Source organism: Streptomyces sp. NPDC056161 (assembly GCF_042268025.1).
GTDB lineage: Bacteria > Actinomycetota > Actinomycetes > Streptomycetales > Streptomycetaceae > Streptomyces.
In genome coordinates this window covers 1-23922 of record NZ_JBHJUV010000083.1, presented here as the reverse complement: position 1 = coordinate 23922, position 23922 = coordinate 1, and the positions used below count along the sequence as shown (strand labels likewise).

General features: G+C 71.3%; 19 protein-coding genes and 3 pseudogenes. 18 read left to right on the top strand and 4 right to left on the bottom strand.

Going from position 1 to position 23922, the window contains the following annotated elements; genetic code table 11:
- Window positions 1-59: 59 nt before the first annotated feature.
- From ACFC09_RS42295 to ACFC09_RS42270, 6 genes are all read left to right on the top strand, one after another.
- Entirely contained in the window at window positions 60-341 is a 282-nt protein-coding gene (locus ACFC09_RS42295) for a YlxR family protein (protein ID WP_376537833.1), read from the top strand.
- 163 nt (window positions 342-504) lie between these two features.
- Window positions 505-3621, top strand: a complete 3117-nt coding sequence (infB, locus tag ACFC09_RS42290; protein WP_376537831.1) for a translation initiation factor IF-2 — start codon at window positions 505-507, stop codon at window positions 3619-3621.
- A 227-nt stretch (window positions 3622-3848) separates the two neighbouring features.
- On the top strand, window positions 3849-4142 hold the full coding sequence (locus ACFC09_RS42285) for a DUF503 domain-containing protein (RefSeq protein ID WP_376537829.1): 294 nt from the start codon (window positions 3849-3851) through the stop codon (window positions 4140-4142).
- 39 nt (window positions 4143-4181) lie between these two features.
- Entirely contained in the window at window positions 4182-4634 is a 453-nt protein-coding gene (gene rbfA / locus ACFC09_RS42280) for a 30S ribosome-binding factor RbfA (RefSeq protein WP_376537827.1), read from the top strand.
- A complete protein-coding gene (gene truB / locus ACFC09_RS42275) occupies window positions 4631-5536 on the top strand; it encodes a tRNA pseudouridine(55) synthase TruB (protein ID WP_376537825.1) in 906 nt (301 codons plus the stop codon). The genes rbfA and truB overlap by 4 nt, the downstream gene beginning before the upstream one ends.
- Window positions 5537-6132: 596 nt before the next feature.
- A complete protein-coding gene (locus ACFC09_RS42270) occupies window positions 6133-7080 on the top strand; it encodes a bifunctional riboflavin kinase/FAD synthetase (RefSeq protein ID WP_376537823.1) in 948 nt (315 codons plus the stop codon).
- A gap of 260 nt (window positions 7081-7340) precedes the next feature.
- Here the strand turns inward: ACFC09_RS42270 and ACFC09_RS42265 are convergent, their stop codons facing one another.
- A complete protein-coding gene (locus ACFC09_RS42265) occupies window positions 7341-10142 on the bottom strand; it encodes an AAA family ATPase (protein ID WP_376537856.1) in 2802 nt (933 codons plus the stop codon).
- A 34-nt stretch (window positions 10143-10176) separates the two neighbouring features.
- Between ACFC09_RS42265 and ACFC09_RS42260 the strand changes: the two genes are divergently transcribed.
- Entirely contained in the window at window positions 10177-10617 is a 441-nt protein-coding gene (locus ACFC09_RS42260) for a hypothetical protein (RefSeq protein ID WP_376537858.1), read from the top strand.
- A gap of 656 nt (window positions 10618-11273) precedes the next feature.
- A complete protein-coding gene (locus ACFC09_RS42255) occupies window positions 11274-11426 on the top strand; it encodes a hypothetical protein (protein WP_376537821.1) in 153 nt (50 codons plus the stop codon).
- Window positions 11427-11542: 116 nt separating this feature from the next.
- Here the strand turns inward: ACFC09_RS42255 and ACFC09_RS42250 are convergent, their stop codons facing one another.
- Window positions 11543-11836 (bottom strand): DUF397 domain-containing protein, encoded by a 294-nt coding sequence (locus ACFC09_RS42250; RefSeq protein ID WP_376537819.1) that lies wholly within the window; start codon window positions 11834-11836, stop codon window positions 11543-11545.
- Window positions 11837-12186: 350 nt separating this feature from the next.
- Between ACFC09_RS42250 and rpsO the strand changes: the two genes are divergently transcribed.
- From rpsO to ACFC09_RS42225, 5 genes are all read left to right on the top strand, one after another.
- The gene (gene rpsO, locus ACFC09_RS42245; protein ID WP_130444864.1) at window positions 12187-12474 is read left to right on the top strand and encodes a 30S ribosomal protein S15; all 288 of its coding nucleotides are present in this window, start codon (window positions 12187-12189) and stop codon (window positions 12472-12474) included.
- A 311-nt stretch (window positions 12475-12785) separates the two neighbouring features.
- Window positions 12786-15026 carry a polyribonucleotide nucleotidyltransferase gene (locus ACFC09_RS42240; RefSeq protein ID WP_376537817.1) on the top strand — a complete coding sequence of 747 codons (2241 nt, stop codon included), beginning with the start codon at window positions 12786-12788 and terminating at the stop codon, window positions 15024-15026.
- The gene (locus ACFC09_RS42235; RefSeq protein ID WP_376537815.1) at window positions 15023-16402 is read left to right on the top strand and encodes a M16 family metallopeptidase; all 1380 of its coding nucleotides are present in this window, start codon (window positions 15023-15025) and stop codon (window positions 16400-16402) included. Before ACFC09_RS42240 ends, ACFC09_RS42235 begins: the two co-directional genes overlap by 4 nt.
- A 126-nt stretch (window positions 16403-16528) precedes the next feature.
- Window positions 16529-17281: a 4-hydroxy-tetrahydrodipicolinate reductase gene (gene dapB / locus ACFC09_RS42230; protein ID WP_376537813.1), complete on the top strand. Its 753-nt coding sequence runs from the start codon at window positions 16529-16531 to the stop codon at window positions 17279-17281.
- A gap of 18 nt (window positions 17282-17299) precedes the next feature.
- Entirely contained in the window at window positions 17300-17743 is a 444-nt protein-coding gene (locus ACFC09_RS42225; RefSeq protein WP_376537811.1) for a hypothetical protein, read from the top strand.
- A gap of 135 nt (window positions 17744-17878) precedes the next feature.
- On the opposite strand, the gene ACFC09_RS42220 is transcribed toward ACFC09_RS42225, so the two are convergent.
- Both ACFC09_RS42220 and ACFC09_RS42215 read right to left on the bottom strand, forming a co-directional pair.
- Complete coding sequence (locus ACFC09_RS42220) at window positions 17879-18433, bottom strand: hypothetical protein (RefSeq protein WP_376537809.1); 555 nt, start codon at window positions 18431-18433, stop codon at window positions 17879-17881.
- Between the two features lie 116 nt (window positions 18434-18549).
- Complete coding sequence (locus tag ACFC09_RS42215) at window positions 18550-18813, bottom strand: hypothetical protein (protein ID WP_376537807.1); 264 nt, start codon at window positions 18811-18813, stop codon at window positions 18550-18552.
- 254 nt (window positions 18814-19067) lie between these two features.
- Between ACFC09_RS42215 and ACFC09_RS42210 the strand changes: the two are divergent.
- From ACFC09_RS42210 to ACFC09_RS42190, 5 genes and pseudogenes are all read left to right on the top strand, one after another.
- Window positions 19068-19412 (top strand): annotated as a pseudogene (locus ACFC09_RS42210) (FAD-dependent thymidylate synthase); the annotation flags it as partial.
- 75 nt (window positions 19413-19487) lie between these two features.
- Window positions 19488-20264 (top strand): annotated as a pseudogene (locus ACFC09_RS42205) (HNH endonuclease); the annotation flags it as partial.
- 3 nt (window positions 20265-20267) lie between these two features.
- Window positions 20268-20717, top strand: a pseudogene (gene thyX / locus ACFC09_RS42200) (FAD-dependent thymidylate synthase); the annotation flags it as partial.
- 193 nt (window positions 20718-20910) lie between these two features.
- The gene (dapA, locus tag ACFC09_RS42195; RefSeq protein WP_376537805.1) at window positions 20911-21810 is read left to right on the top strand and encodes a 4-hydroxy-tetrahydrodipicolinate synthase; all 900 of its coding nucleotides are present in this window, start codon (window positions 20911-20913) and stop codon (window positions 21808-21810) included.
- Window positions 21811-21954: 144 nt separating this feature from the next.
- The gene (locus ACFC09_RS42190) at window positions 21955-23640 is read left to right on the top strand and encodes a ribonuclease J (protein ID WP_376537803.1); all 1686 of its coding nucleotides are present in this window, start codon (window positions 21955-21957) and stop codon (window positions 23638-23640) included.
- Window positions 23641-23922 lie beyond the last annotated feature (282 nt).

Sequence of the window (23922 nt, the reverse complement as noted above, 5' to 3'; positions counted from 1 at the left end):
ACAACCGTTCGATCTTCCCCTCGAAGGGGTGAGGTCGGTGCGGGGAGGTAGACTTAGCAGTGTCTGGCCGGACGCGAGCCCGCGCATGCCCTGAGCGCACCTGTGTGGGGTGCAGGCAGCGAGCGGCCAAGATCGAACTGTTGCGCATCGTGGTGGCTGGGGACGCGTGTGTCCCCGACCCTCGCGGTACGCTGCCCGGCCGGGGTGCTTATGTACACCCTGTCCCGGTCTGTCTCGATCAGGCGGTGCGCCGTCGGGCGTTCCCACGGGCGTTGCGCGTCCCGGGACCGCTCGACGTAATGGCGTTGCGCCGGTACGTCGAGCAGACACACAGTTGCTGAGGCAACACGGTAGGGAAAGACGCGCTGCACGGAGCCCCGTGCGGTCAGGTACCTCGCGAGTCGGAAGTAGGTCGAGATTGCGATGAGCACTCGATGAGTACGCGATGAGTACGCCCATGAACTAGCGACGGTCCGGCCGCAACCCGGACCTCAAAGGAGCGAAGTGGCTAAGGTCCGGGTCTACGAACTCGCCAAGGAGTTCGGCGTCGAGAGCAAGGTCGTCATGGCCAAGCTCCAGGAACTCGGTGAATTCGTCCGTTCGGCGTCCTCGACGATCGAGGCGCCCGTAGTACGCAAGCTGACAGACGCCTTCCAGGGCGGCGGCAACGGCAGGTCCGCCGCCAAGCCCGCCCCGCGCAAGGCGGCCCCCAAGCCCGCAGCGCCGGCCCCGGCACAGGCCGCCGGTGCCTCCCCCGCCACCAAGGCAGTGGGAGAGCGCCCGGCTGCCCCGAAGCCGGGCGCCCCCCGGCCTCCCGTGGCCCAGCAGCCCGCGGCCTCCGCGGCGCCTGCGGCCCCGGCGGCACCCACCACGCCGGCCTCCGGCCCGCGGCCGGGCCCCAAGCCCGCGCCCCGTCCGGCCCCGACGGCACCCACCACGCCGGAGTTCACCGCTCCGCCGTCGGCCCCGGCGCCGTCCCCGGCCGCCCAGGGACCGCGTCCCGGCGCCCGTCCCGGTGGCCCCAAGCCCGGCGGTCGCCCGGGTGCGTCCGGCCAGGGCCAGTCCCGTCCGGGCCAGGGCGCTCCGCGCCCCGGTGGCCAGGGTCCGCGTCCCGGTGCCCGTCCGGCCGGTCCGCGACCGGGCAACAACCCCTTCACGTCCGGCGGTTCCACCGGCATGGCGCGCCCGCAGGCGCCCCGGCCGCAGGGCTCGCGCCCGGGTCCCGGCGGTCCCGGCGGTTCCCCCCGCCCGCAGGCGCCCGGCGCCCAGGGCGGCGGTCCGCGTCCGCAGGCTCCCGGTGGCCACTCCGGTTCCTCCGGCCGCCCCTCCCCGTCCGGCATGCCGCGCCCGCAGGGCGGTCCGCGTCCCGGCGGCGGCGGTCCCGGCGGTCCGCGTCCGAACCCCGGCATGATGCCGCAGCGTCCCGCTGCCGGTCCGCGTCCGGGTGGCGGCGGTCCCGGTGGTCGCGGTCCGGCCGGTGCCGGCCGACCCGGTGGCGGCGGCGGTCGTCCCGGCGGTGGCGGCGGCTTCGCCGGCCGTCCCGGCGGCGGTGGCGGCGGCGGTCGTCCCGGCGGTGGCGGCGGCGGTTTCGCCGGTCGTCCCGGTGGTGGCGGCGGCGGTGGCGGCTTCGGTGGCGGCGGTGGCGGTCGTCCCGGCTTCGGCGGTCGTCCGGGTGGTCCCGGTGGCCGTGGTGGCACGCAGGGCGCCTTCGGTCGTCCCGGCGGTCCGGCGCGTCGTGGTCGCAAGTCGAAGCGGCAGCGGCGCCAGGAGTACGAGGCGATGCAGGCCCCGAGCGTCGGCGGCGTGATGCTGCCGCGCGGCGGCGGCGAGACCATCCGTCTCTCCCGTGGCGCGTCGCTCACCGACTTCGCGGAGAAGATCAACGCCAACCCGGCGTCGCTCGTCGCGGTCATGATGAACCTCGGCGAGATGGTCACCGCGACCCAGTCCGTCTCCGACGAGACCCTGCACCTCCTCGCCGGCGAGATGAACTACACGGTTCAGATCGTCAGCCCCGAGGAGGAGGACCGCGAGCTCCTGGAGTCCTTCGACATCGAGTTCGGCGAGGACGAGGGCTCGGAGGACGACCTGGTCGTCCGTCCGCCGGTCGTCACCGTCATGGGTCACGTCGACCACGGCAAGACCCGCCTCCTCGACGCCATCCGCAAGACGAACGTCATCGCGGGCGAGGCCGGCGGCATCACCCAGCACATCGGTGCCTACCAGGTCGCGACCGAGGTCAACGGCGACGAGCGGGCGATCACCTTCATCGACACCCCGGGTCACGAGGCGTTCACCGCCATGCGTGCCCGCGGTGCGAAGTCGACGGACATCGCGATCCTCGTGGTCGCGGCCAACGACGGTGTGATGCCGCAGACCGTCGAGGCCCTGAACCACGCCAAGGCGGCCGACGTGCCGATCGTGGTCGCGGTCAACAAGATCGACGTCGAGGGCGCGGACCCGACCAAGGTGCGCGGTCAGCTGACCGAGTACGGCCTGGTGGCCGAGGAGTACGGCGGCGACACCATGTTCGTCGACATCTCCGCCAAGCAGGGCCTGCACATCGACAGCCTGCTGGAAGCGGTCGTCCTGACCGCCGACGCCGCCCTGGACCTGCGGGCCAACCCGCACCAGGACGCGCAGGGCATCTCGATCGAGTCGCGGCTGGACCGCGGCCGTGGCGCCGTCGCCACGGTCCTGGTCCAGCGCGGCACCCTGCGGGTCGGCGACACGATGGTCGTCGGCGACGCCTACGGCCGCGTGCGGGCCATGCTCGACGACAACGGCAACAACGTCGCCGAGGCGGGTCCGTCCACGCCGGTCCAGGTGCTCGGTCTGACCAACGTGCCGGGTGCCGGTGACAACTTCATCGTGGTCGAGGAGGACCGTACGGCCCGCCAGATCGCGGAGAAGCGCGCCGCTCGCGAGCGCAACGCGGCCTTCGCGAAGCGCACGCGCCGCGTGTCCCTGGAGGATCTGGACAAGGTGCTGAAGGCCGGCGAGGTCCAGCAGCTGAACCTGATCATCAAGGGCGACGCGTCCGGCTCCGTCGAGGCACTGGAGTCCTCGCTGCTCCAGCTGGACGTCGGCGAAGAGGTCGACATCCGCGTCCTGCACCGCGGTGTCGGTGCGGTCACGGAGTCCGACATCGACCTGGCGATGGGCTCCGACGCCATCGTGATCGGCTTCAACGTGCGCGCGGCAGGCCGCGCGCAGCAGATGGCCGAGCGCGAAGGCGTGGACGTCCGGTACTACTCGGTCATCTACCAGGCGATCGAGGAGATCGAGGCGGCCCTCAAGGGCATGCTCAAGCCGGAGTTCGAAGAGGTCGAGCTGGGCACGGCGGAGATCCGCGAGGTCTTCAAGTCGTCCAAGCTGGGCAACATCGCCGGTGTGCTCATCAGGTCCGGCGAGGTCAGGCGGAACACCAAGGCCCGCCTGCTGCGCGACGGCAAGGTCGTCGCGGAGAACCTCACCATCGACGGCCTGCGCCGCTTCAAGGACGACGTCACCGAGATCCGCGAAGGGTTCGAGGGCGGTATCAACCTCGGCAACTTCAACGACATCAAGATCGACGACGTCATCGCGACGTACGAGATGCGGGAGAAGCCGCGGGTGTAAGGACCGACAGGTTCTGAAACTGACCGGCGGGACTCTGGTCCCGCCGGTCAGTGCCCCTTTTCCGGCGGACCGGGGCCGGGGGCGGAGCCTCGGGCCTGCCCGCAGCACACGGTGCCCCGGAAACCCCGTCGAGCCACCGGCAGGCACGCGGTACCGTTCTTGATGTCCCTGCCGATCCCGATGGCAGGGCCATCGATCCCGTACCGGCGGGTCATCCGGACACACACATGTACGTGGGGACGTTGTCCTTCGACCTCCTCCTCGGCGACGTACGGTCGCTGAAGGAGAAGCGCTCCGTCGTCCGCCCGATCGTCGCCGAACTACAGCGGAAGTACGCGGTGAGCGCGGCCGAGGTGGACCACCAGGACCTCCACCGCCGGGCCGGGATCGGCCTCGCGCTGGTCTCCGGCGACGCGGGGCACCTGAGCGACGTACTCGACCGGTGCGAACGGCTGGTCGCCGGCCGCCCCGAAGTGGAACTGCTGTCCGTCCGGCGGCAGTTCCACGGCGACGACGACTGACCACAGAACGCAGAAGAAGAAAGAACGGGAGACGGAGCAGTGGCCGACAACGCGCGGGCGAAAAGGCTGGCGGACCTCATCCGAGAGGTGGTGGCCCAGAAGCTGCAGCGCGGGATCAAGGACCCGCGGCTCGGCACACATGTCACCATCACGGACACCCGGGTCACCGGGGACCTGCGGGAGGCGACCGTCTTCTACACGGTGTACGGCGACGAGGAGGAGCGGAAGTCCGCCGCGGCCGGACTGGAGAGCGCCAAGGGCATCCTGCGCTCCGAGGTCGGCCGCGCCGCCGGCGTGAAGTTCACGCCGACCCTCACCTTCGTCGCGGACGCCCTGCCGGACAACGCCCGGAACATCGAGGATCTCCTCGACCGGGCGCGCGCCTCCGACGCGCAGGTGCGCGAGGCGTCCGCGGGCGCGGCCTACGCCGGTGAAGCGGACCCGTACCGCAAGCCCGGATCGGACGACGAAACGGACGACGCCGGAGCATGACCAGCAAGCACACCACGCCCGACGGCCTCGTCATCGTCGACAAGCCGTCGGGCTTCACTTCGCACGACGTGGTCGCCAAGATGCGCGGCATCGCGCGCACGCGCCGCGTCGGGCACGCCGGCACCCTCGACCCGATGGCGACCGGTGTCCTCGTCCTCGGCGTCGAGAAGGCGACAAAGCTCCTCGGGCACCTCGCCCTGACGGAGAAGGAGTACCTGGGCACCATCCGGCTCGGCCAGAGCACCCTCACCGACGACGCCGAGGGCGAGATCACCGCCGCCACCAGCGCCGCCGCCGTCACCCGCGACGCCATCGACGCCGGCATCGCCAAACTGACCGGCGACATCATGCAGGTGCCGTCCAAGGTCAGCGCCATCAAGATCGACGGAGTGCGGTCCTACAAACGGGCCCGGGAGGGCGAGGACTTCGAGATCCCCGCCCGGCCGGTCACCGTCTCCTCCTTCACGGTGTACGACGTCCGGGAGGCCGCCGCCGCGGACGGCACCCCGGTGCGCGACCTCGTGGTCTCGGTCGTCTGCTCCTCCGGCACCTACATCCGTGCCCTCGCCCGCGACCTGGGCGCCGACCTCGGCGTCGGCGGCCACCTCACCGCGCTGCGCCGCACCCGTGTCGGACCGTACAAACTGGACGCGGCACGGACCCTGGACCAGCTCCAGCAGGAACTGACCGTGATGCCGGTCGCCGAGGCGGCCGCCGCCGCCTTCACCCGCTGGGACGTGGACGCCAAGCGGGCCCGGCTGCTCCTCAACGGCGTACGGCTGGAGATGCCCGACGTGTACGCGGCCACCGGCCCCGTCGCGGTCTTCGATCCCGAGGGCCGTTTCCTCGCGCTCGTCGAGAACCAGCAGGGGAAGGCGAAGAGCCTGGCCGTGTTCGGCTGACCGGCCTGTGCTGTCCCGTGGAGCGGCGGAGCACGGGGTGTTCGACTGCCGCCGCTCCACGGTCCCCCCTCGGTTCCCCCACCCCTAGGGTTGTCCAGCCGCCCCCGCCCATTCACCCGGCCGGGCAGGCGCACGGAGTGACCAGGGGAGCGGACGGGGGCGCTTTCGGCACACGGGCGCGTCCCGGACGGCGTCGGCCACCGCGCCGCCGGCCGCGCGGTGCCGCTGCGGCCGGCTCCTGATCCGCACCCTCGACGGGGCGGCCCGCTTCGACCGCGGCCCGCTCGACCCGGGCCGGCGGGGTCCCGGCCGCCCCGCGGTGATGGCCCGTCGGCCCGCCGGGACCCCGGAGGAACGGGCCGCCCCGGTGGGCCGAGCACGCGCCGGATGCTCGGCAGTCCGGCGGGCGTGCGCGTCCCCCGGCGGGACGGATTCCGTACCCTCGGTGGTCGGGGTCCCCGCTCCGGGTGAACGGTCCGCACGTGCGCCCGGTCACAGCACCCCCACCGATGCGGGCCGGGGGCACCCGGCATGGCACCCTTAGACCTGCGCAAGAGGTCAGGTAGATACGGACACGGGTTCGAGGAGCGGTCACAGTGCAGCGCTGGCGTGGCTTGGAGGACATCCCCGAGGACTGGGGGCGCAGCGTCGTCACCATCGGTTCCTACGACGGAGTCCACCGCGGCCACCAGCTGATCATCAGGCACGCCGTGGACCGCGCCCGCCAGCTGGGCGTCCCCTCCGTCGTGGTGACCTTCGACCCGCACCCCAGCGAGGTGGTCCGTCCGGGCAGCCACCCCCCGCTGCTCGCCCCGCACCACCGCCGGGCCGAGCTGATGACGGAGCTGGGCGTGGACGCGGTCCTGATCCTGCCCTTCACCACCGAGTTCTCCAAGCTCTCGCCCGCCGAGTTCGTCGTGAAGGTCCTGGTCGACAAGTTGCACGCCAGGGCGGTCGTCGAGGGCCCGAACTTCCGCTTCGGCCACCGCGCGGCCGGCAACGTCGAGTTCCTCGCCGAGCAGGGTGCGGTCTACGACTTCGACGTCGAGGTCGTCGACCTGTACGTGACCGGTGCGGCGGGCGGCGGCGAGCCGTTCTCCTCGACCCTCACCCGGCGCCTGGTCGCCGAGGGCGACGTGGCGGGCGCGCGCGAGATCCTGGGCCGCCCGCACCGCGTCGAGGGCGTGGTGGTCCGCGGCGCCCAGCGCGGTCGCGAGCTGGGCTACCCGACCGCCAACGTCGAGACCCTGCCGCACACCGCGATCCCGGCCGACGGTGTGTACGCCGGTTATCTGCACGCCCAGGGCGAGATCATGCCGGCGGCCGTCTCCGTCGGCACCAACCCGCAGTTCGACGGCACGGAGCGCACGGTGGAGGCGTACGCCATCGACCGCGTGGGCCTCGACCTGTACGGGCTGCACGTCGCGGTGGACTTCCTGGCGTATGTGCGCGGGCAGGCGAAGTTCGACTCGCTTGAGGCCCTGCTGGAGCAGATGGCCGACGACGTGAAGCGCTGCCGGGAACTGATCGCGGCGGACGAGTAGCCGCCCGTCGGCCCGCAGCTGCCCCGTGGCCCCCCGTGGCCCCCCGTGGCCCGCCGTGGGCCGTGCGCGAGGACCGCGGCCACCAGGAAGCGACCGGGAAGCGACCGGGAAGCGACCAGGAAGCGAAGGAAGCGACCAAGGAGCGGCTGGAAGCGGCCACGAAGCGATGACGACGCCGAAGGGCGGCCGGTGCGGTGAGGCACCGGCCGCCCTTCGGCGTTCCTGTACTGCGCGTCTTCCTCGTACTGCCGCTTCCGGCCCTACTGCTGGGGCGGTGCCTGCGGGGGCTGCGCCTGCTGCTGACCCGACTGCGGGTACCCGGCTTGCGGGTGTCCGGGCTGCGGGTACGACTGCTGTCCCGGCTGCTGCGGATAGGGCGGCTGGGCCGCGGTGGGCTGGGCGTAGGGCTGCCCCTGCTGCGGGTACGGGTACTGCCCGGGGGCCTGCTGGTAGGGCTGGCCGGGAACCGGCTGGCCCGGCATGGGCGGGGCGGCCACCGGCGGCGGGTTGCCGTCGCTGGTCCACAGGCCGTGCGCCTGCTGGTGCCGGGTGAAGTCCTCGGCCACCGTGGCGGCGAGATTGAAGTACGCCTCGCGCACCTTCGGCCGCATCATGTCGAGGTCGACCTCCGCACCGGCGGCCAGGTGCTCGTCGAAGGGCACCACGATCACGCCGCGGCACCGGGTCTCGAAGTGCGCCACGATGTCCTCGACCTTGATCATCTTTCCGGTCTCGCGCACTCCGGAGATCACCGTGATGGACCGTGCGACCAGGTCCGAGTACCCGTGCGCAGAGAGCCAGTCCAGGGTGGTGCTGGCGCTGCTCGCACCGTCCACGGAGGGCGTGGAGACGATGATGAGCTGGTCGGCGAGGTCGAGCACCCCACGCATCGCGCTGTACAGCAGCCCGGTGCCCGAGTCGGTGAGGATGACCGGGTACTGCCTGCCGAGCACGTCGATCGCGCGCCGGTAGTCGTCGTCGTTGAAGGTCGTGGAGACCGCCGGGTCGACGTCGTTGGCGATGATCTCCAGGCCGGACGGCGCCTGCGAGGTGAAGCGCCGGATGTCCATGTACGAGTTGAGGTACGGGATCGCCTGGACGAGGTCGCGGATGGTCGCCCCGGTCTCGCGGCGGACCCGGCGGCCGAGCGTACCGGCGTCCGGGTTGGCGTCGATCGCGAGGATCTTGTCCTGCCGCTCGCTGGCGAGGGTGGCGCCGAGCGCGGTCGTCGTGGTCGTCTTGCCCACGCCGCCCTTGAGGCTGATCACCGCGATCCGGTAGCAGGACAGCACGGGGGTGCGGATCAGCTGCAACTTCCGCTGCCGCTCCGCTTCCTCCTTCTTCCCGCCGATCTTGAACCGGCCGGGCGCGGCGGCCGTCCGGCCGCTCTTGGCCTTCTGCCGCTTGTTGTTGAGCAGCCGGTCGGAGGAGAGTTCCACGGCCGCGGTGTAACCGAGCGGCGCGGCACCGGGGTTGGTGGGCTGCCGCTGGTCGTGCTGCACCGGCTGCGGCCAGGCGGCGCCGGTCCGCGGATCGACGGGCTGCCGGCCTGCCTGCCCGGGGTGCGCAGGGGGCTGCGGGAAGCCGTAACCGCCGGACTGGGCAGGTGGGTTGGGGTCGGCGGACGGGTGCGGGAAGCCGTAGCCGGCCTGGGGCTGCCCGGCCTGGGGCTGTTCGGGGATCCCTGCGGCCTGGGGCTGCCCGGTGTGCGCCGCGGGATCGGCGGGCGTCGGACCGTACGGAGCCTGGGGCGCCGGGACTCCGGGCTGCGGGAAGCCGTAGCCACCCTGTGGCGGGTTGGGTGCCGGGGGCTGGGGGGCCGCCGGAGCGCCGGCCGCGTATGGCCGGCCGGGCTGCGGGGGCTGGTTCCAGGCGGCGGGCGCGGGCTGCGGAGCCTGCGGCTGGAAGGCCGGCGGCTGGTCCGCCGGGGCCCCGGCGGCGGGCGGCTGCGGGGGCGCCTGGCCGGGCGCGGGCTGCACCGGCCACTGGGTGGCGGGCGCGGGCGCGGCGGGCTGGTACGAGGGCGGCAGGGGCGGCAGCCCGCCCTGCGGCCCCGGCACGGGCGGCCAGGCGGGCGGGGCGTCCTGCGGTGCCGGGGGAGCGGTGGGTACGACGTCCTGGGGCGCCGCGTCCTGCACGAGGTCCGGGTCCGAGTCGGCGTCCGGAGTCGTACCGGCCTCCCCGCTCCCGTTCTTGTCCGTGGCATTGACCGCGCCCGCGGGTCCGGCGCCGACGTCCTCCGCGTCCGTGTCGTCAGCGTCCGTGTCGTCCGTGTCGTCCGTGTCGTCCGTACCGTCTGTATCCGTACCGTCTGTATCCGTACCGTCCGTGTCCGTATGCGGACCGGTGTCCGACTCCGCGACGGCGTCGGTGTCCGTGCTCGCGTCCTCGTCCGCGTCCGTGTCCGCCGCGGCGAACGCGACACGCGAACCCGGCTTCTCTTCGCCGGCCGGGGCTTCGGCCCCGGCCCCGGTCACCGAGTCGTTCTCGGACCACGGGTCCTGGGGGTCGTCGTCGGGGCCGACGTCACCGGTCACGGAGTCGTGATCGGCGTCGTGGTCATCGTCGTCGTAGTCGCCGTAGTCGTCGTACGTGGCCTCGGCGTCGGCATCCGGTGCGGAGGTCGCCTGCACGGCTGCCGCGGCCTCGTCCGGCGCACCCTCGGTCGGCTCGTCCTCGTCGGTCATCGCCCTGGTGGCCGCCGGCGCCCCCGCACCGGCACCCGGCGCGGGCTCGACGGCCTCGTCCGGCGCGGGCTCCGCCCGGCCGACCGCGGCCAGCCGCCTCGCGTCCTCGGCGATCTCCGCGATCTCACGCCGCAGCGCGACCGAGGAGAACCGCACGGTGTCGCCGCTCTCCAAGTCGCCGTTGTCCCCCTGTTCCTCGTCGGCGTCGGCGTCGGCGGGGGCGTCGGCGGGGGCCGCGGTCGTGGACGCCGACCACTGCTGGAATCCCCCGGCGGGAATGTTCGGCACGGCCGTGGGCGACGCGGGATCGTTCTCCGGCTGCGCCTGTGGTTGCTGCTGCGGCTCGAACCCGCTGCCCACGGGCAGTTTCGGCACCGCGACGGGACTCCCGGCGGGAGCCGCGGGCGGCGTGAACGGTGCCCCCGGTCCGGTCGTCGGAGCGGGCGGCGTGTACGGCGCACCGGGCGCCGGGGCCGGCGGCGTGTACGGCGCACCGGGCGCGGGCGGAGCCGGAGGCGGGGTGAACGGTGCTCCGGGCGCGGGCGGAGGCGGCGTGAAGGGCGCTCCGGGCGCGGGAGTGCCGGGAGTCGAGGCGCCGGCGGGCCGCGCGTGCGGCGGCGGAGCCAGACCCGGAATCGGCGCACCGGGCGGGAACGGCGCATGCCTCGGGAACGAGGAAGGAGCGGCGCCGGGTCCCGGAGCCCCACCCGCCTGCTCCGAACTCCCTGACACCTCCGACGAACTGGACGCCCCGGGCGACCTGGGCGAGCCGAAGGACTCGGGCTCCCCGGACCCGGACGGTCCGCCCGTTTCCGCCGCGTTCTGCGTGTACCAGGCGGGCGGTGCGTAGTCGATGGTGAATTCGCCGGTCGTCTCGAAGGCCGATTCCACGTCGGGCTGGTCATCGCCGGGTGTGGCCCAGCCCCCGCGGATCCCGTCCCGATCGCTGCTCACAGTTCCTCCTGCTTGGTCGAGCACCCTCGCGCCGTGCCGTGGGCGACCATCTCGTGTCGTTCTCAGTCGTCCGTTGTCGTTCGAGGTAGTCCGATCCACCGGCCCTCCCCCTGAGGCGCCGACGTCCCGTCCACGGGTACCGGCATCACGCCCACTCCCAGCCTAATCACCGACGCCCCCACCCCGGCAGGCCCGTCCACCCCTGAGCCTGCGCCCACTCCGTCACACCCTGCCCTGAAGTGCCGTACACAGTCCGCGTATCAGTGAACAATCCGGGCGACAAACATGAACAAGCGCGACGGAACGGCGTGCGGAGTGATATTCGCGGACCTGAATCGACGTGCCCCGCAAGGGGATTGACGAACCGCGCGGGGCGAGCCGGACGAGATGAGAAGGACGCCCCGCCGCCGCCCACGGGTCCAAACCGCTGTCTCCGTGCCCGAGTCCAACGGGACGAACCCCGGCCGCACGCCCGGCACATGGGCGGCTCCGCCGACGGCCCGGCCGGCGGCAGAGACGGCATCCGGTGGGCGGACCCGGCGGGCGCACCCGATGAGCGGACCCGATGAGCGGACCGAGTGGACCGAGTGGGCCGAGTGGGCCGAGTGGGCCGATCGTCAGGCGGTGCGGGTGGGGCGGTCGCCACCGGCGGCACGAGGCGACAAGGCGCAGTACCGCGGTACGACGGGAGGTGACGAGGCGTGAGCGGCCTGACCCCTACGGGGGCGAACCGCGCACGTAGGGGAAACGCAGCGCGGGGACCTACGCGGCGTACCGCCCCCCTACGTGCCCCTACGTGCCCCTACGCGCGCGTGCCCGGCTCACTCCGCCGTGGGCGCCCCGTCCTGCGGCGCCGGATCCAGGTCGAACTCCCCGTCCCGCGCGCCGAGCACGAACGCGCGCCACTCCGCCTCTGTGTACCGCAGCACGGTGTCCGGGTCGAGGGACGACCGCATGGCCACCGCGCCTTCGGGCAGGTACGCGATCTCGACCCGCTCCTCGTGTTCCTCCGTGCCGGGCGCGCTGAGCCACTCGACGTCCGAGATGTCGAGCGCGTACAACTCGTCGCGCTCCCGTTCCTTGCGCGCCTTGATCTCCTCCGCCGTCTCCGCCATGCCGCAGCGACCCCTTCCCGACGTCCGTCATTGATCCGGGTGCACCATGGACGCCCGGGTACACCCTGATCTCTGCTCCATCGATCGGTGCTCCAAGCGGTCCGGTGACCCGGTGATCCGGGCGTTCACCCTAGTGGCCCCCTCGGGCGTCCGCGGAGCCTTCGAGGACCGGGGCACGGGTGCCCGTACGTGCCTGGTACCCTGAGTGACGGCCGTCTGTGTACGCACCCCCGGAGCCCTTCATGGACCCTGGAGGCCGCGCCGGACGGATCCCGCCTCCGAGTTGTGGAAGCTTCCCCGAGACTAAGACCGGGGGCACTCGCGGGCACATACAGACAATTGGAGTACGCGTGCCGCTCGACGCCGCTACGAAGAAGCAGATCATCACCGAGTTCGGTACCAAGGAGGGCGACACCGGCTCCCCCGAGGTCCAGGTTGCCATGCTGTCCCGTCGGATCTCCGACCTGACCGAGCACCTCAAGACCCACAAGCACGACCACCACTCCCGCCGCGGTCTGCTGATCCTCGTCGGTCAGCGCCGTCGCCTGCTGCAGTACCTGGCGAAGAAGGACATCCAGCGCTTCCGCGCCCTGGTCGACCGCCTCGGCATCCGCCGCGGTGCGGCGGGCGCCAAGTAAGACGCCGCGAAGGGAGCGGTTCCCGGGACGATCGGGGGCCGCTCCCTTTGGTGTACGTGCGGAAACGTGCGGAGTGTCACGCACGCTTTGTAGTGTGGTGGCACAACGCAATACGGACGACAGAGCACGACAACGAAGAAGGAGAAGCGCACCTCGCCGCCGCCGGTCCTCGGTAGTGGCCCCCGGGGGAGCGAGCCCCGGGTGCTTCGATCGAAGACCGGCCCGCACCAGATGGAGCGCTTCTCCGCAACCGTCCCCCTGCCACACGGGCAGCCGCGGGACGAAGACGACAAGTAACGGAGAAAACGCTAGTGGAGAACGAGACCCACTACGCCGAGGCCGTCATCGACAACGGACCCTTCGGCACCCGCACCATCCGCTTCGAGACGGGCCGGCTGGCCAAGCAGGCCGCCGGTTCCGCCGTGGCCTACCTGGACGACGACACCATGGTGCTGTCGGCCACCACCGCCTCCAAGAACCCCAAGGACCAGCTCGACTTCTTCCCGCTGACGGTGGACGTCGAGGAGCGGATGTACGCGGCCGGGAAGATCCCCGGCAGCTTCTTCCGCCGTGAGGGCCGCCCCTCCGAGGACGCGATCCTCACCTGCCGGCTCATCGACCGGCCGCTGCGCCCCTCCTTCAAGAAGGGCCTGCGCAACGAGATCCAGGTCGTCGCCACGATCATGGCCCTCAACCCCGACCACCTGTACGACGTCGTCGCGATCAACGCCGCGTCCGCCTCCACCCAGCTCGCCGGTCTGCCCTTCTCCGGCCCGATCGGCGGCGTCCGCGTCGCGCTGATCCGCGGCCAGTGGGTGGCGTTCCCCACCCACACCGAGCTGGCGGACGCCGTCTTCGACATGGTGGTCGCCGGTCGCGCCCTGGAGGACGGCGATGTCGCGATCATGATGGTCGAGGCCGAGGCCACCGAGGAGACCATCAAGCTGGTCGCCGGCGGTTCCGAGGCGCCCACCGAGGACGTCGTCGCCGCCGGTCTTGAGGCCGCGAAGCCGTTCATCAAGGTCCTGTGCAAGGCCCAGGCCGACCTCGCCGCCAAGGCCGCCAAGCCGGTCGGCGAGTTCCCGATCTTCCTCGACTACCAGGACGACGTCCTGGAGGCCCTGACCGGCGCGGTCCGCCCCGAGCTGGCCCAGGCGCTCACCATCGCCGGCAAGCTGGAGCGCGAGGCGGAGCTGGACCGCGTCAAGCAGCTCGCCGCCGAGAAGCTGCTCCCCGAGTTCGAGGGCCGCGAGAAGGAGATCTCCGCCGCGTACCGCTCGCTGACCAAGAGCCTGGTCCGTGAGCGCGTCATCAAGGAGAAGAAGCGCATCGACGGCCGTGGCGTGACGGACATCCGTACGCTCGCCGCCGAGGTCGAGGCCATCCCGCGGGTGCACGGTTCCGCGCTGTTCGAGCGTGGCGAGACGCAGATCCTGGGCGTCACCACCCTCAACATGCTCCGCATGGAGCAGCAGCTGGACACCCTCTCCCCGGTGACCCGCAAGCGCTACATGCACAACTACAACTTCCCGCCGTACTCCACCGGTGAGACCGGCCGCGTCGGCTCCCCGAAGCGCCGCGAGATCGGTCACGGCGCGCTCGCCGAGCGCGCCCTCGTGCCGGTCCTGCCCACGCGCGAGGAGTTCCCGTACGCGATCCGCCAGGTGTCCGAGGCCCTCGGCTCCAACGGCTCGACGTCCATGGGTTCCGTCTGCGCCTCCACCATGTCGCTGCTCAACGCCGGTGTGCCGCTGAAGGCCCCGGTCGCCGGCATCGCCATGGGCCTGATCTCCCAGGAGATCGACGGCGAGACGCACTACGTCACCCTCACCGACATCCTCGGTGCGGAGGACGCCTTCGGCGACATGGACTTCAAGGTCGCCGGCACCAAGGAATTCGTGACCGCCCTCCAGCTCGACACCAAGCTGGACGGCATCCCGGCCTCCGTCCTGGCCGCGGCCCTCAAGCAGGCCCGCGACGCCCGCCTGCACATCCTCGACGTGATGATGGAGGCCATCGACCGGCCCGACGAGATGTCCCCGCACGCCCCGCGGATCATCACCGTCAAGATCCCGGTCGACAAGATCGGTGAGGTCATCGGCCCCAAGGGCAAGATGATCAACCAGATCCAGGAGGACACGGGCGCCGAGATCACCATCGAGGACGACGGCACGATCTACATCGGTGCCGCCGACGGCCCGTCCGCCGAGGCCGCCCGCGCCACCATCAACGGCATCGCCAACCCGACGATGCCCGAGGTCGGCGAGCGCTACCTCGGTACGGTCGTGAAGACGACCACCTTCGGTGCGTTCGTCTCCCTGCTGCCCGGCAAGGACGGTCTGCTGCACATCTCGCAGATCCGCAAGCTGGCCGGCGGCAAGCGCGTGGAGAACGTCGACGACGTCCTCGGCGTGGGCCAGAAGGTCCAGGTCGAGATCGCCGAGATCGACTCCCGCGGCAAGCTCTCCCTCGTCCCCGTGATCGAGGGCGAGGAAACCGCCGCCGACGGCTCCGCCGCGGGCTCGGACAAGAAGGACGACGCCGACAAGTGACGTCGCGTAACGCCACGGCGACGGCCCGCATCTCCACGGAGACGCGGGCCGTCGCCCGTACCCAAACCCTGATCAAGGGCACCGGCGGTATCGGCACGGTCCGCAAGACCACCCTCCCGGGCGGCCTGCGCATCGTCACCGAGACGCTGCCCTCGGTGCGCTCCGCCACCTTCGGCATCTGGGCGCACGTCGGCTCCCGTGACGAGACGCCGTCCCTCAACGGCGCCACGCACTACCTGGAGCACCTGCTCTTCAAGGGCACCGGAAGCCGGTCCGCACTGGACATTTCCGCCGCGCTCGACGCGGTGGGCGGCGAGATGAACGCGTTCACGGCGAAGGAGTACACGTGCTACTACGCGCGCGTGCTCGACACCGACCTGCCGCTCGCCATCGACGTCGTCTGCGACATGCTCACCGGCTCGCTCATCCTTGAGGACGACGTCAACGTCGAGCGCGGCGCCATCCTCGAAGAGATCGCGATGACCGAGGACGACCCCGGCGACTGTGTGCACGACCTGTTCGCGCACACCATGTTCGGCGACAACGCCCTCGGCCGTCCCGTCCTCGGCACGGTCGACACCGTCAACGCCCTCTCCGCGGACCGCATCCGCCGCTTCTACAAGAAGCACTACGACCCGACCCACCTGGTCGTGGCGGCCGCCGGCAACATCGACCACAACAAGGTCGTACGGCAGGTCAGGGCCGCCTTCGAGAAGGCCGGCGCGCTCCGGAACGCCGAGGCGGTGCCCATCGCCCCGCGTGACGGCCGCCGCACGATCCGCGCCGCGGGCCGCGTCGAGCTGCTCGGCCGCAAGACCGAGCAGGCACACGTCGTCCTCGGCATGCCCGGCCTGGCCCGCACCGACGACCGCCGCTGGGCGCTGGGCGTGCTGAACACGGCCCTGGGCGGCGGGATGTCCTCAAGGCTGTTCCAGGAGGTCCGGGAGAAGCGCGGCCTGGCCTACAGCGTGTACTCGTACACCTCGGGATTCGCCGACTGCGGCCTGTTCGGCGTGTACGCGGGCTGCCGACCGAGCCAGGTGCACGATGTGCTGAAGCTCTGCCGCGACGAACTGGACAGCGTCGCCGAGCACGGTCTGTCCGACGACGAGATCGCCCGTGCCGTGGGGCAGCTGAGGGGTTCGACGGTGCTGGGCCTGGAGGACACCGGCGCGCTGATGAACCGTATCGGCAAGAGCGAACTGTGCTGGGGCGAGCAGATGTCCGTGGACGACATGCTGGCCCGGATCGGGCAGGTCACCCCCGACGAGGTCCGCGCCGTCGCCCGTGACGTCCTGGGCCGCCGTCCCTCGCTGTCGGTCATCGGCCCGCTGAAGGACAAGCAGGCGTCACGGCTGCACGACGCCGTCGCCTAGCCCCTCCTGCACGGGGTCCGTGCCCGGGGCCGCCCCGGCACAAGATCCCCGATCACCCCGCCGCTGGTCAGCGAGGCTTCGGCGGAATCACCTCCGGTCCCATCCCTCCGGTTAGGAAGCAAGTACATGAGCAAGCTGCGTGTGGCGGTCCTCGGCGCGAGGGGCCGGATCGGTTCCGAGGCCGTACGGGCGGTCGAGGCCGCCGAGGACATGGAACTGGTCGCCGCCCTCGGCCGGGGCGACAGCCTGGAGACGCTGACCGACACCGGCGCCGAGGTCGCGGTCGAGCTGACCACCCCCGCCTCCGTGCTGGACAACCTCGACTACTGCGTGCGCCACGGCATCCACGCCGTCGTCGGCACCACCGGCTGGACCGACGAGCGCCTCGCGCGGCTGCGGGACCGGCTCGCCCAGTCCCCGCGGACCGGCGTGCTCATCGCCCCGAACTTCTCCATCGGCGCCGTCCTGACGATGAAGTTCGCCCAGATCGCGGCGCCCTGGTTCGAATCGGTCGAGGTGATCGAACTGCACCACCCGAACAAGGTCGACGCCCCGTCCGGCACCGCCACCCGCACGGCGCAGCTCATCGCCGAGGCCCGCCGGGCGGCCGGCACGGCCCCGGCACCGGACGCGACCGTCAGCGCCCTCGACGGCGCCCGCGGGGCGAGCGTGGACGGCGTCCCCGTCCACGCCGTACGGCTGCGCGGACTGCTCGCCCACCAGGAGGTGCTGCTCGGCGGCGACGGCGAGACCCTCACCATCCGTCACGACTCCCTGCACCACAGCAGCTTCATGCCGGGCATCCTGCTCGGCGCTCGTCGCGTGGTGTCCGCGCCCGGCCTGACCGTCGGCCTGGAGCACTTCCTCGACCTGGGCTGAGTCGAGGGGCCCACTCACATGCGCGCGAAAATCTCCTACCTCGTCACGGCCGCCGTCCTGGTCTTCTACTTCGTCCTGGTCGGCAGCCGCGGCGTCCTGCTCATCCAGTCCGGCACCGTCGTGACCGTCACCTTCGGGATCGCGGTGCTGATCCTGCCGCTGATCGGCGTGTGGTTCCTGTGGAAGAACACCCAGTTCGTCCGCCGGGCCAACCAGCTCGCCGCCGAACTCGACGCCGAGGGCGGCCTGCCCGTCGACGAGCTGCGGCGTACCTCAGGCGGCCGTATCGACCGCGACTCGGCCGACGAGGTCTTCGCCCGGCGCAAGGCCGAGACGGAGGCGGCCCCCGACGACTGGCGCAGCTGGTTCCGCCTGGCCGTGGCCTACCACGACGCCCGTGACACCCCCCGCGCCCGCAAGGCGATGCAGCGGGCCATCGCACTGCGCCAGGCGACGCGCTGAGCACGGGACGACGCGCCCGACCACCGGTCGGCGCGCCGGGGCTCGCGGACAAGGGGACTCCGGGATTCCGGGATTCCGCACCCAACGGGAAGGGGCCCGGTCCGCACCGACGGACCGGGCCCCACTCGGTGCCGGTCAGCCGCGCCGGTACTCCGCGGCCCATGCCTCGACCGTGTCCGCCGCCCGGTCGAAGGCCGGGGCGCGCCCCAGGAAGTCCAGGGTGTGCGTGGTCAGCAGCGGGCCGGGCTCCTCGGCGGCACGGTCCTTGCGTACGGCGATCAGCGCCTGCCCCTGCACCGTGCGCGGCAGCCCCGCCCAGCGCACCGGCTGCTGCACCGTGCGCACCGCGATGACCCGCTTCCAGGGCACGGTACGGGTGACGAGGAAGGCCACGTGGCGCAGGCCGCGCGCGCTGACCCACACGCCCATGCGCAGCAGCCGCAGCGCCGCGGCGATGACGGCAAGTGCCACGGCGAACACCACCGCGGCGGAGGCCGCCGAACTGGTCAGCGCGATGATGACCGCGCCGAACAGCACGAACGAGGCGAGCAGCAGCCACAGCGCGGCCACGCCCACCCGCCAGGGTCCGGGCCGGTAGGGACGGCGCCAGCGGCTGCGGTCGTCGTACGGCAACGCGATGTCGTCGGCTGCCTCGAAGGATCGGTCGGCCGTCAGGAAGGGCAGGGGCACGGCTGGTCCTCACTAGTCCATGCATGGGCTGTGCCCGGTGAGGCTATCCGCCGGTGTCCCCGCTCACCACCCGCGGGGGTCCGTAAGGGTGGGCCCCCCGAGAGGCCGGGCCGGGATCAGCGACCCTGCGCGGCCTGCGACTGCGGTGTCTGCGTGGCGGTGGGGGTGGACAGCGCGGGCATGCCGAGGACCAGCGAGCCGACGAGTCCGGCGACGATGGTGAGCCCGAGCAGCCAGCGCCCGGCTATCTGGCCGGCGGACGCACGCTGACGGGGCGGGGGCGCCACATTGCTGCGGAACTTCTCGGCATCGGCGAGGAAGCCGAACGGTACGGGCTCGCGCCTGGAGGCGCCTCCCAGCGGCAGCTGGGGGAGGGTCATCGGATGCATCTCCCTTCGAAGGTCGGACGTCGGACGAACGCCGGAGCGGCCCCCACGCTCGAACGACTCGAACAAGCGGCCCTCACCCATACAGACGAGCGATCTCCACGAAAGGTGCCCTCTTGCCCCGAATTCCCAGAAGTTCTCCTGGGTTCGTCGAAGATGTCGCGTCCCGGCAGCGAACGCCCCGATGTCAGTGCCGGGCCGTAGAGTGGGCGCCGCCCGAGAGACGTGATGGAAGGACCCGCCGAGCCGTGACCGACACCCCCGTCGAGGAACCCAAGCCCAGTTTCCGCAGCGATGTCACCGTCGAGCTGGTCAAGCACAGCGCGTCGGACGCCGACGTGCTGTTCGCCGCCCGCGTCTCGACGGCCGGCGAGCAGTCCCTGGCGGAGTTGGACAAGGACCCCGAGCGCTCGAAGGGACTGATCAACTACCTGATGCGGGACCGGCACGGCAGCCCCTTCGAGCACAACTCGATGACGTTCTTCATCAACGCCCCGATCTTCGTGTTCCGCGAGTTCATGCGGCACCGCGTGGGCTGGTGCGTCGCCGGTGACACGGAGATCACCCTGGAGAGCGAGGCCGGCCGGATCCGCCGACGGACCATCGCCGAGCTGCACGAGCTCTGGCATCTGGGCGTCGAGGACGGGCTGCCGCCCTCCGCCGGCGGCGTGACCTGGCACAGCCGCGCGGGCAAGTGGACGGCCCAGGTCCGGCACGACGAGACCGACCACTACCTGGGTCTGTACGAGAGCCGCGAGGCGGCCGACTCGGCCGTGGCCGAATTCCGCGAGCAGCACCCGGCCACCCGTCTGCGCAAGCTCGACCCGCTCCGCCGCAGCCACGTCCGATGCTACGACGAGGAGACCCTGCTCGCCCGGCGGACCAGGATCGTCGACGTGATCGAATCCGGGGTCAAGCCCCTGATCGAGATCACGACGGCGTCCGGGAAGTCGCTCCGCTGCACCGTCGACCACGCCGTGTTCACACCGGAGGGCTGGCGCAAGGCAGGGGAGCTGGCCGTCGGGGACGCCGTCATGGCGGCCGGATCCGACTCCCGCTGCGCGCAGGCGGACGTCCCGCCGGGCCTGCAGCGCGGCATCGGCGTCTGGACCGCGGCGCAGCGGCAGCGGCTGATCGGGGAAACCGACACCTGCCACCGCTGCGGGCAGGACTTCCCGCGCGACCGGCTCGCCCTGGACCACGTCGTCCCGGTCGCCGAGGACCTGGCCAGAGCCCTTGACGAGAAGAACCTCGCCCCGGCCTGCGAGCCCTGCCAGGCCGCCAGGAGCGCCGAGGAGCAGACGGCGGCCCGGCGCGGCGACGAGGTCTCCAAGGCCGTTCCGGACCGGATCGTCGCCATCGAGGCCCGGGGCGAGGAGATGACGTACGACCTCTCGGTGGCGGGTCCCTGGCACAACTTCCTGGCCAACGGCATCGTCGTGCACAACTCGTACAACGAGGAATCCGGCCGCTACCGTGAGTTGCAGCCGGTCTTCTACGTGCCCGACGAGTCCCGCAGGCTCGTCCAGGAGGGGCGGCCGGGCAAATACCGGTTCGTGGAGGGCACGCAGGCCCAGCAGGAACTGGTCGGACGCGTCACCGAGGAGAGCTATCGGCACGCCTACGAGGCGTACCAGGAGATGCTCAGGGCCGGTGTGGCCCGCGAGGTCGCCCGGGCGGTCCTCCCCGTGGGCCTGTTCTCCTCGATGTACGCCACCTGCAACGCACGGTCCCTGATGCATTTCCTCGGCCTGCGCACCCAGCACGAACTGGCCAAGGTGCCGTCCTTCCCGCAGCGGGAGATCGAGATGGTCGGCGAGCAGATGGAGGCCGCCTGGGCCCAGCTCATGCCGCTCACGCACGCTGCTTTCAACGCCAACGGCCGGGTCGCCCCATGAGACCGCACGCAGGTCCGGATCAGCCTGGTGAAGTGTCCGTATTGCGGCATTTGGAGAAGTTCATCTAGCCTGATCAAACGGACCCGGCACTGCTTGAACCCCCGAGCAGGCAGTGCCGGGCTCCACATTTGTCCTGACTTTCCCGGCACCCCTAGGGCAGACCACACAGGGAGCACCGAGTAGCGTGTTACCCATGGCTCCGACCTCCACTCCGCAGACCCCCTTCGGGCGGGTCCTCACCGCCATGGTCACGCCCTTCACGGCGGACGGCGCGCTCGACCTCGACGGCGCCCAGCGGCTCGCCACCCACCTGGTGGATGCAGGCAACGACGGCCTGATCATCAACGGCACCACCGGCGAGTCCCCCACCACCAGCGACGCGGAGAAAACGGACCTCGTACGAGCCGTACGGGAAGCGGTCGGCGACCGCGCCCACGTCGTGGCCGGTGTCGGCACCAACGACACCCACCACAGCATCGAGCTGGCGCGCGCCGCGGAGCGCGCGGGCGCACACGGCCTCCTGGTCGTCACGCCGTACTACAACAAGCCCCCGCAGGAGGGCCTGTACCAGCACTTCAAAGTCGTCGCCGACGCCACCGGACTGCCGGTCCTGCTGTACGACATCCCCGGCCGCAGCGGCGTACCGATCAACACGGAGACCCTGGTCCGCCTCGCCGAGCACCCGAGGATCGTCGCCAACAAGGACGCCAAGGGCGACCTCGGACGGGCCAGCTGGGCCATCGCCCGGTCCGGCCTCGCCTGGTACTCCGGCGACGACATGCTGAACCTGCCGCTGCTCTCCGTGGGCGCGGTCGGCTTCGTCTCGGTCGTCGGCCACGTGGTCACTCCGGACCTGCGCGCCCTGGTCGAGGCGTTCTCCTCCGGCGACGTCCAGAAGGCCACCGAGATCCACCAGAAGCTGCTCCCCGTCTACACCGGCATGTTCCGCACCCAGGGCGTCATGACGGCCAAGGCCGCGCTCGCCCTCCAGGGCCTGCCCGCCGGGCCGCTGCGCGCGCCCATGATCGAGTGCACTCCCGAGGAGATCGAGCAGCTCAAGATCGATCTTGCCGCCGGCGGGGTACAGCTCTGACAACAGACTTGGCATCACCCGAGCTTCACAACTGAATACGCGGGTCACCGGTGCCCGTAATCCACAACGACAACTGCTTCTGCACGAACGTCACGCGCGCCACGTGCCCACCGGTACGTGGCGCGCGTGGTTGAGGAGAGTCTTTTGAGTCATCCGCATCCTGAACTCGGTTCACCCCCGCCGCTTCCCGAAGGCGGCCTGAGGGTCACCCCGCTCGGCGGTCTCGGCGAGATCGGCCGGAACATGACGGTCTTCGAGTACGGCGGCCGCCTGCTGATCGTCGACTGCGGGGTGCTCTTCCCCGAGGAGGAGCAGCCCGGAATCGACCTGATCCTGCCGGACTTCTCATCGATCCGGGACCGCCTCGACGACATCGAGGGCATCGTCCTCACCCACGGGCACGAGGACCACATCGGCGGAGTGCCGTTCCTCCTGAAGGAGAAGCCGGACATCCCGCTGATCGGCTCCAAGCTGACCCTCGCGCTGATCGAGGCGAAGCTCCAGGAGCACCGCATCCGCCCGTACATCCTCGAAGTCGCCGAGGGCAACCGAGAGCGCATCGGACCCTTCGACTGCGAGTTCGTCGCGGTCAACCACTCCATCCCGGACGCCCTCGCGGTCGCGATCCGCACCCCCGCCGGCCTGGTGGTCCACACCGGCGACTTCAAGATGGACCAACTGCCGCTGGACAACCGCCTCACGGATCTACACGCGTTCGCGCGGTTGAGCGAGGAGGGCATCGACCTCCTCCTCGCCGACTCCACCAACGCCGAGGTCCCCGGCTTCACCGCGCACGAGCGCGACATCTCCAACGTGCTGCGCCAGGTCTTCGCGGGCGCCCGCAAGCGGATCATCGTGGCCAGCTTCGCCAGCCACGTCCACCGCATCCAGCAGATCATGGACGCGGCACACGAGTACGGCCGCCGGGTAGCCTTCGTCGGCCGCTCGATGGTCCGCAACATGGGCATCGCCCGTGACCTGGGCTATCTGAAGGTCCCACCGGGTCTGGTCGTGGACGTCAAGACGCTCGACGACCTGCCGGACGAACAGGTCGTCCTGGTCTGCACCGGCTCCCAGGGCGAACCGATGGCCGCCCTCTCCCGGATGGCCAGCCGGGACCACCAGATCCGGATCGTCGACGGGGACACGGTCATCCTGGCCTCCTCCCTCATCCCCGGCAACGAGAACGCGGTCTACCGCGTCATCAACGGCCTGACCCGCTGGGGCGCCAACGTCGTCCACAAGGGCAACGCGAAGGTGCACGTCTCGGGCCACGCCTCCGCCGGTGAGCTGCTGTACTTCTACAACATCTGCCGCCCGAAGAACCTGATGCCGGTGCACGGCGAATGGCGCCATCTGCGGGCCAACGCAGAACTGGGAGCCCTCACCGGGGTCCCGCACGACCGGATCGTCATCGCGGAGGACGGCGTCGTCGTCGACCTCGTCGAGGGCAAGGCGAAGATCTCCGGCAAGGTACAGGCCGGCTATGTGTACGTCGACGGCCTCTCGGTCGGCGACGTCGGCGAGCCCGCGCTGAAGGACCGCAAGATCCTCGGAGACGAGGGCATCATCTCCGTCTTCGTGGTGGTGGACTCGTCCACGGGCAAGATCACGGGCGGCCCGCACGTCCAGGCCCGCGGCTCAGGCATCGAGGACACGGCCTTCGCCGAGGTCCTCCCGAAGATCACGGAAGCCCTGGAGCGCTCGGCCCAGGACGGCGTTGTCGAACCGCATCAGCTGCAACAGCTCATCCGGCGCACCCTCGGCAAGTGGGTCTCGGACACGTATCGGCGCAGGCCGATGATCCTCCCCGTCGTCGTGGACGTCTGACCCGTCGACGGCCGAACCCGGAGCGGGGTGCCTCGATTTGCATCGAGGCACCCCGCTCCAGTACGTTTACGGCCCTGCCCGAGAGGGAAACCCGGCCGCCTGATGCGCGGCCGAGTCCGCCCCGAACGGGTCGGGAATTCCGACTCAGAATCTCTGATAAAGTCGGAACCGCCGGAAAGGGAAACGTGAGAGCGGGACCCCGGAAAGCACCGAGGAAATCGGATCGAGAAAAGGTCTGATAGAGTCGGAAACACCGAAGGGAAGCGCCCGGAGGAAAGCCCG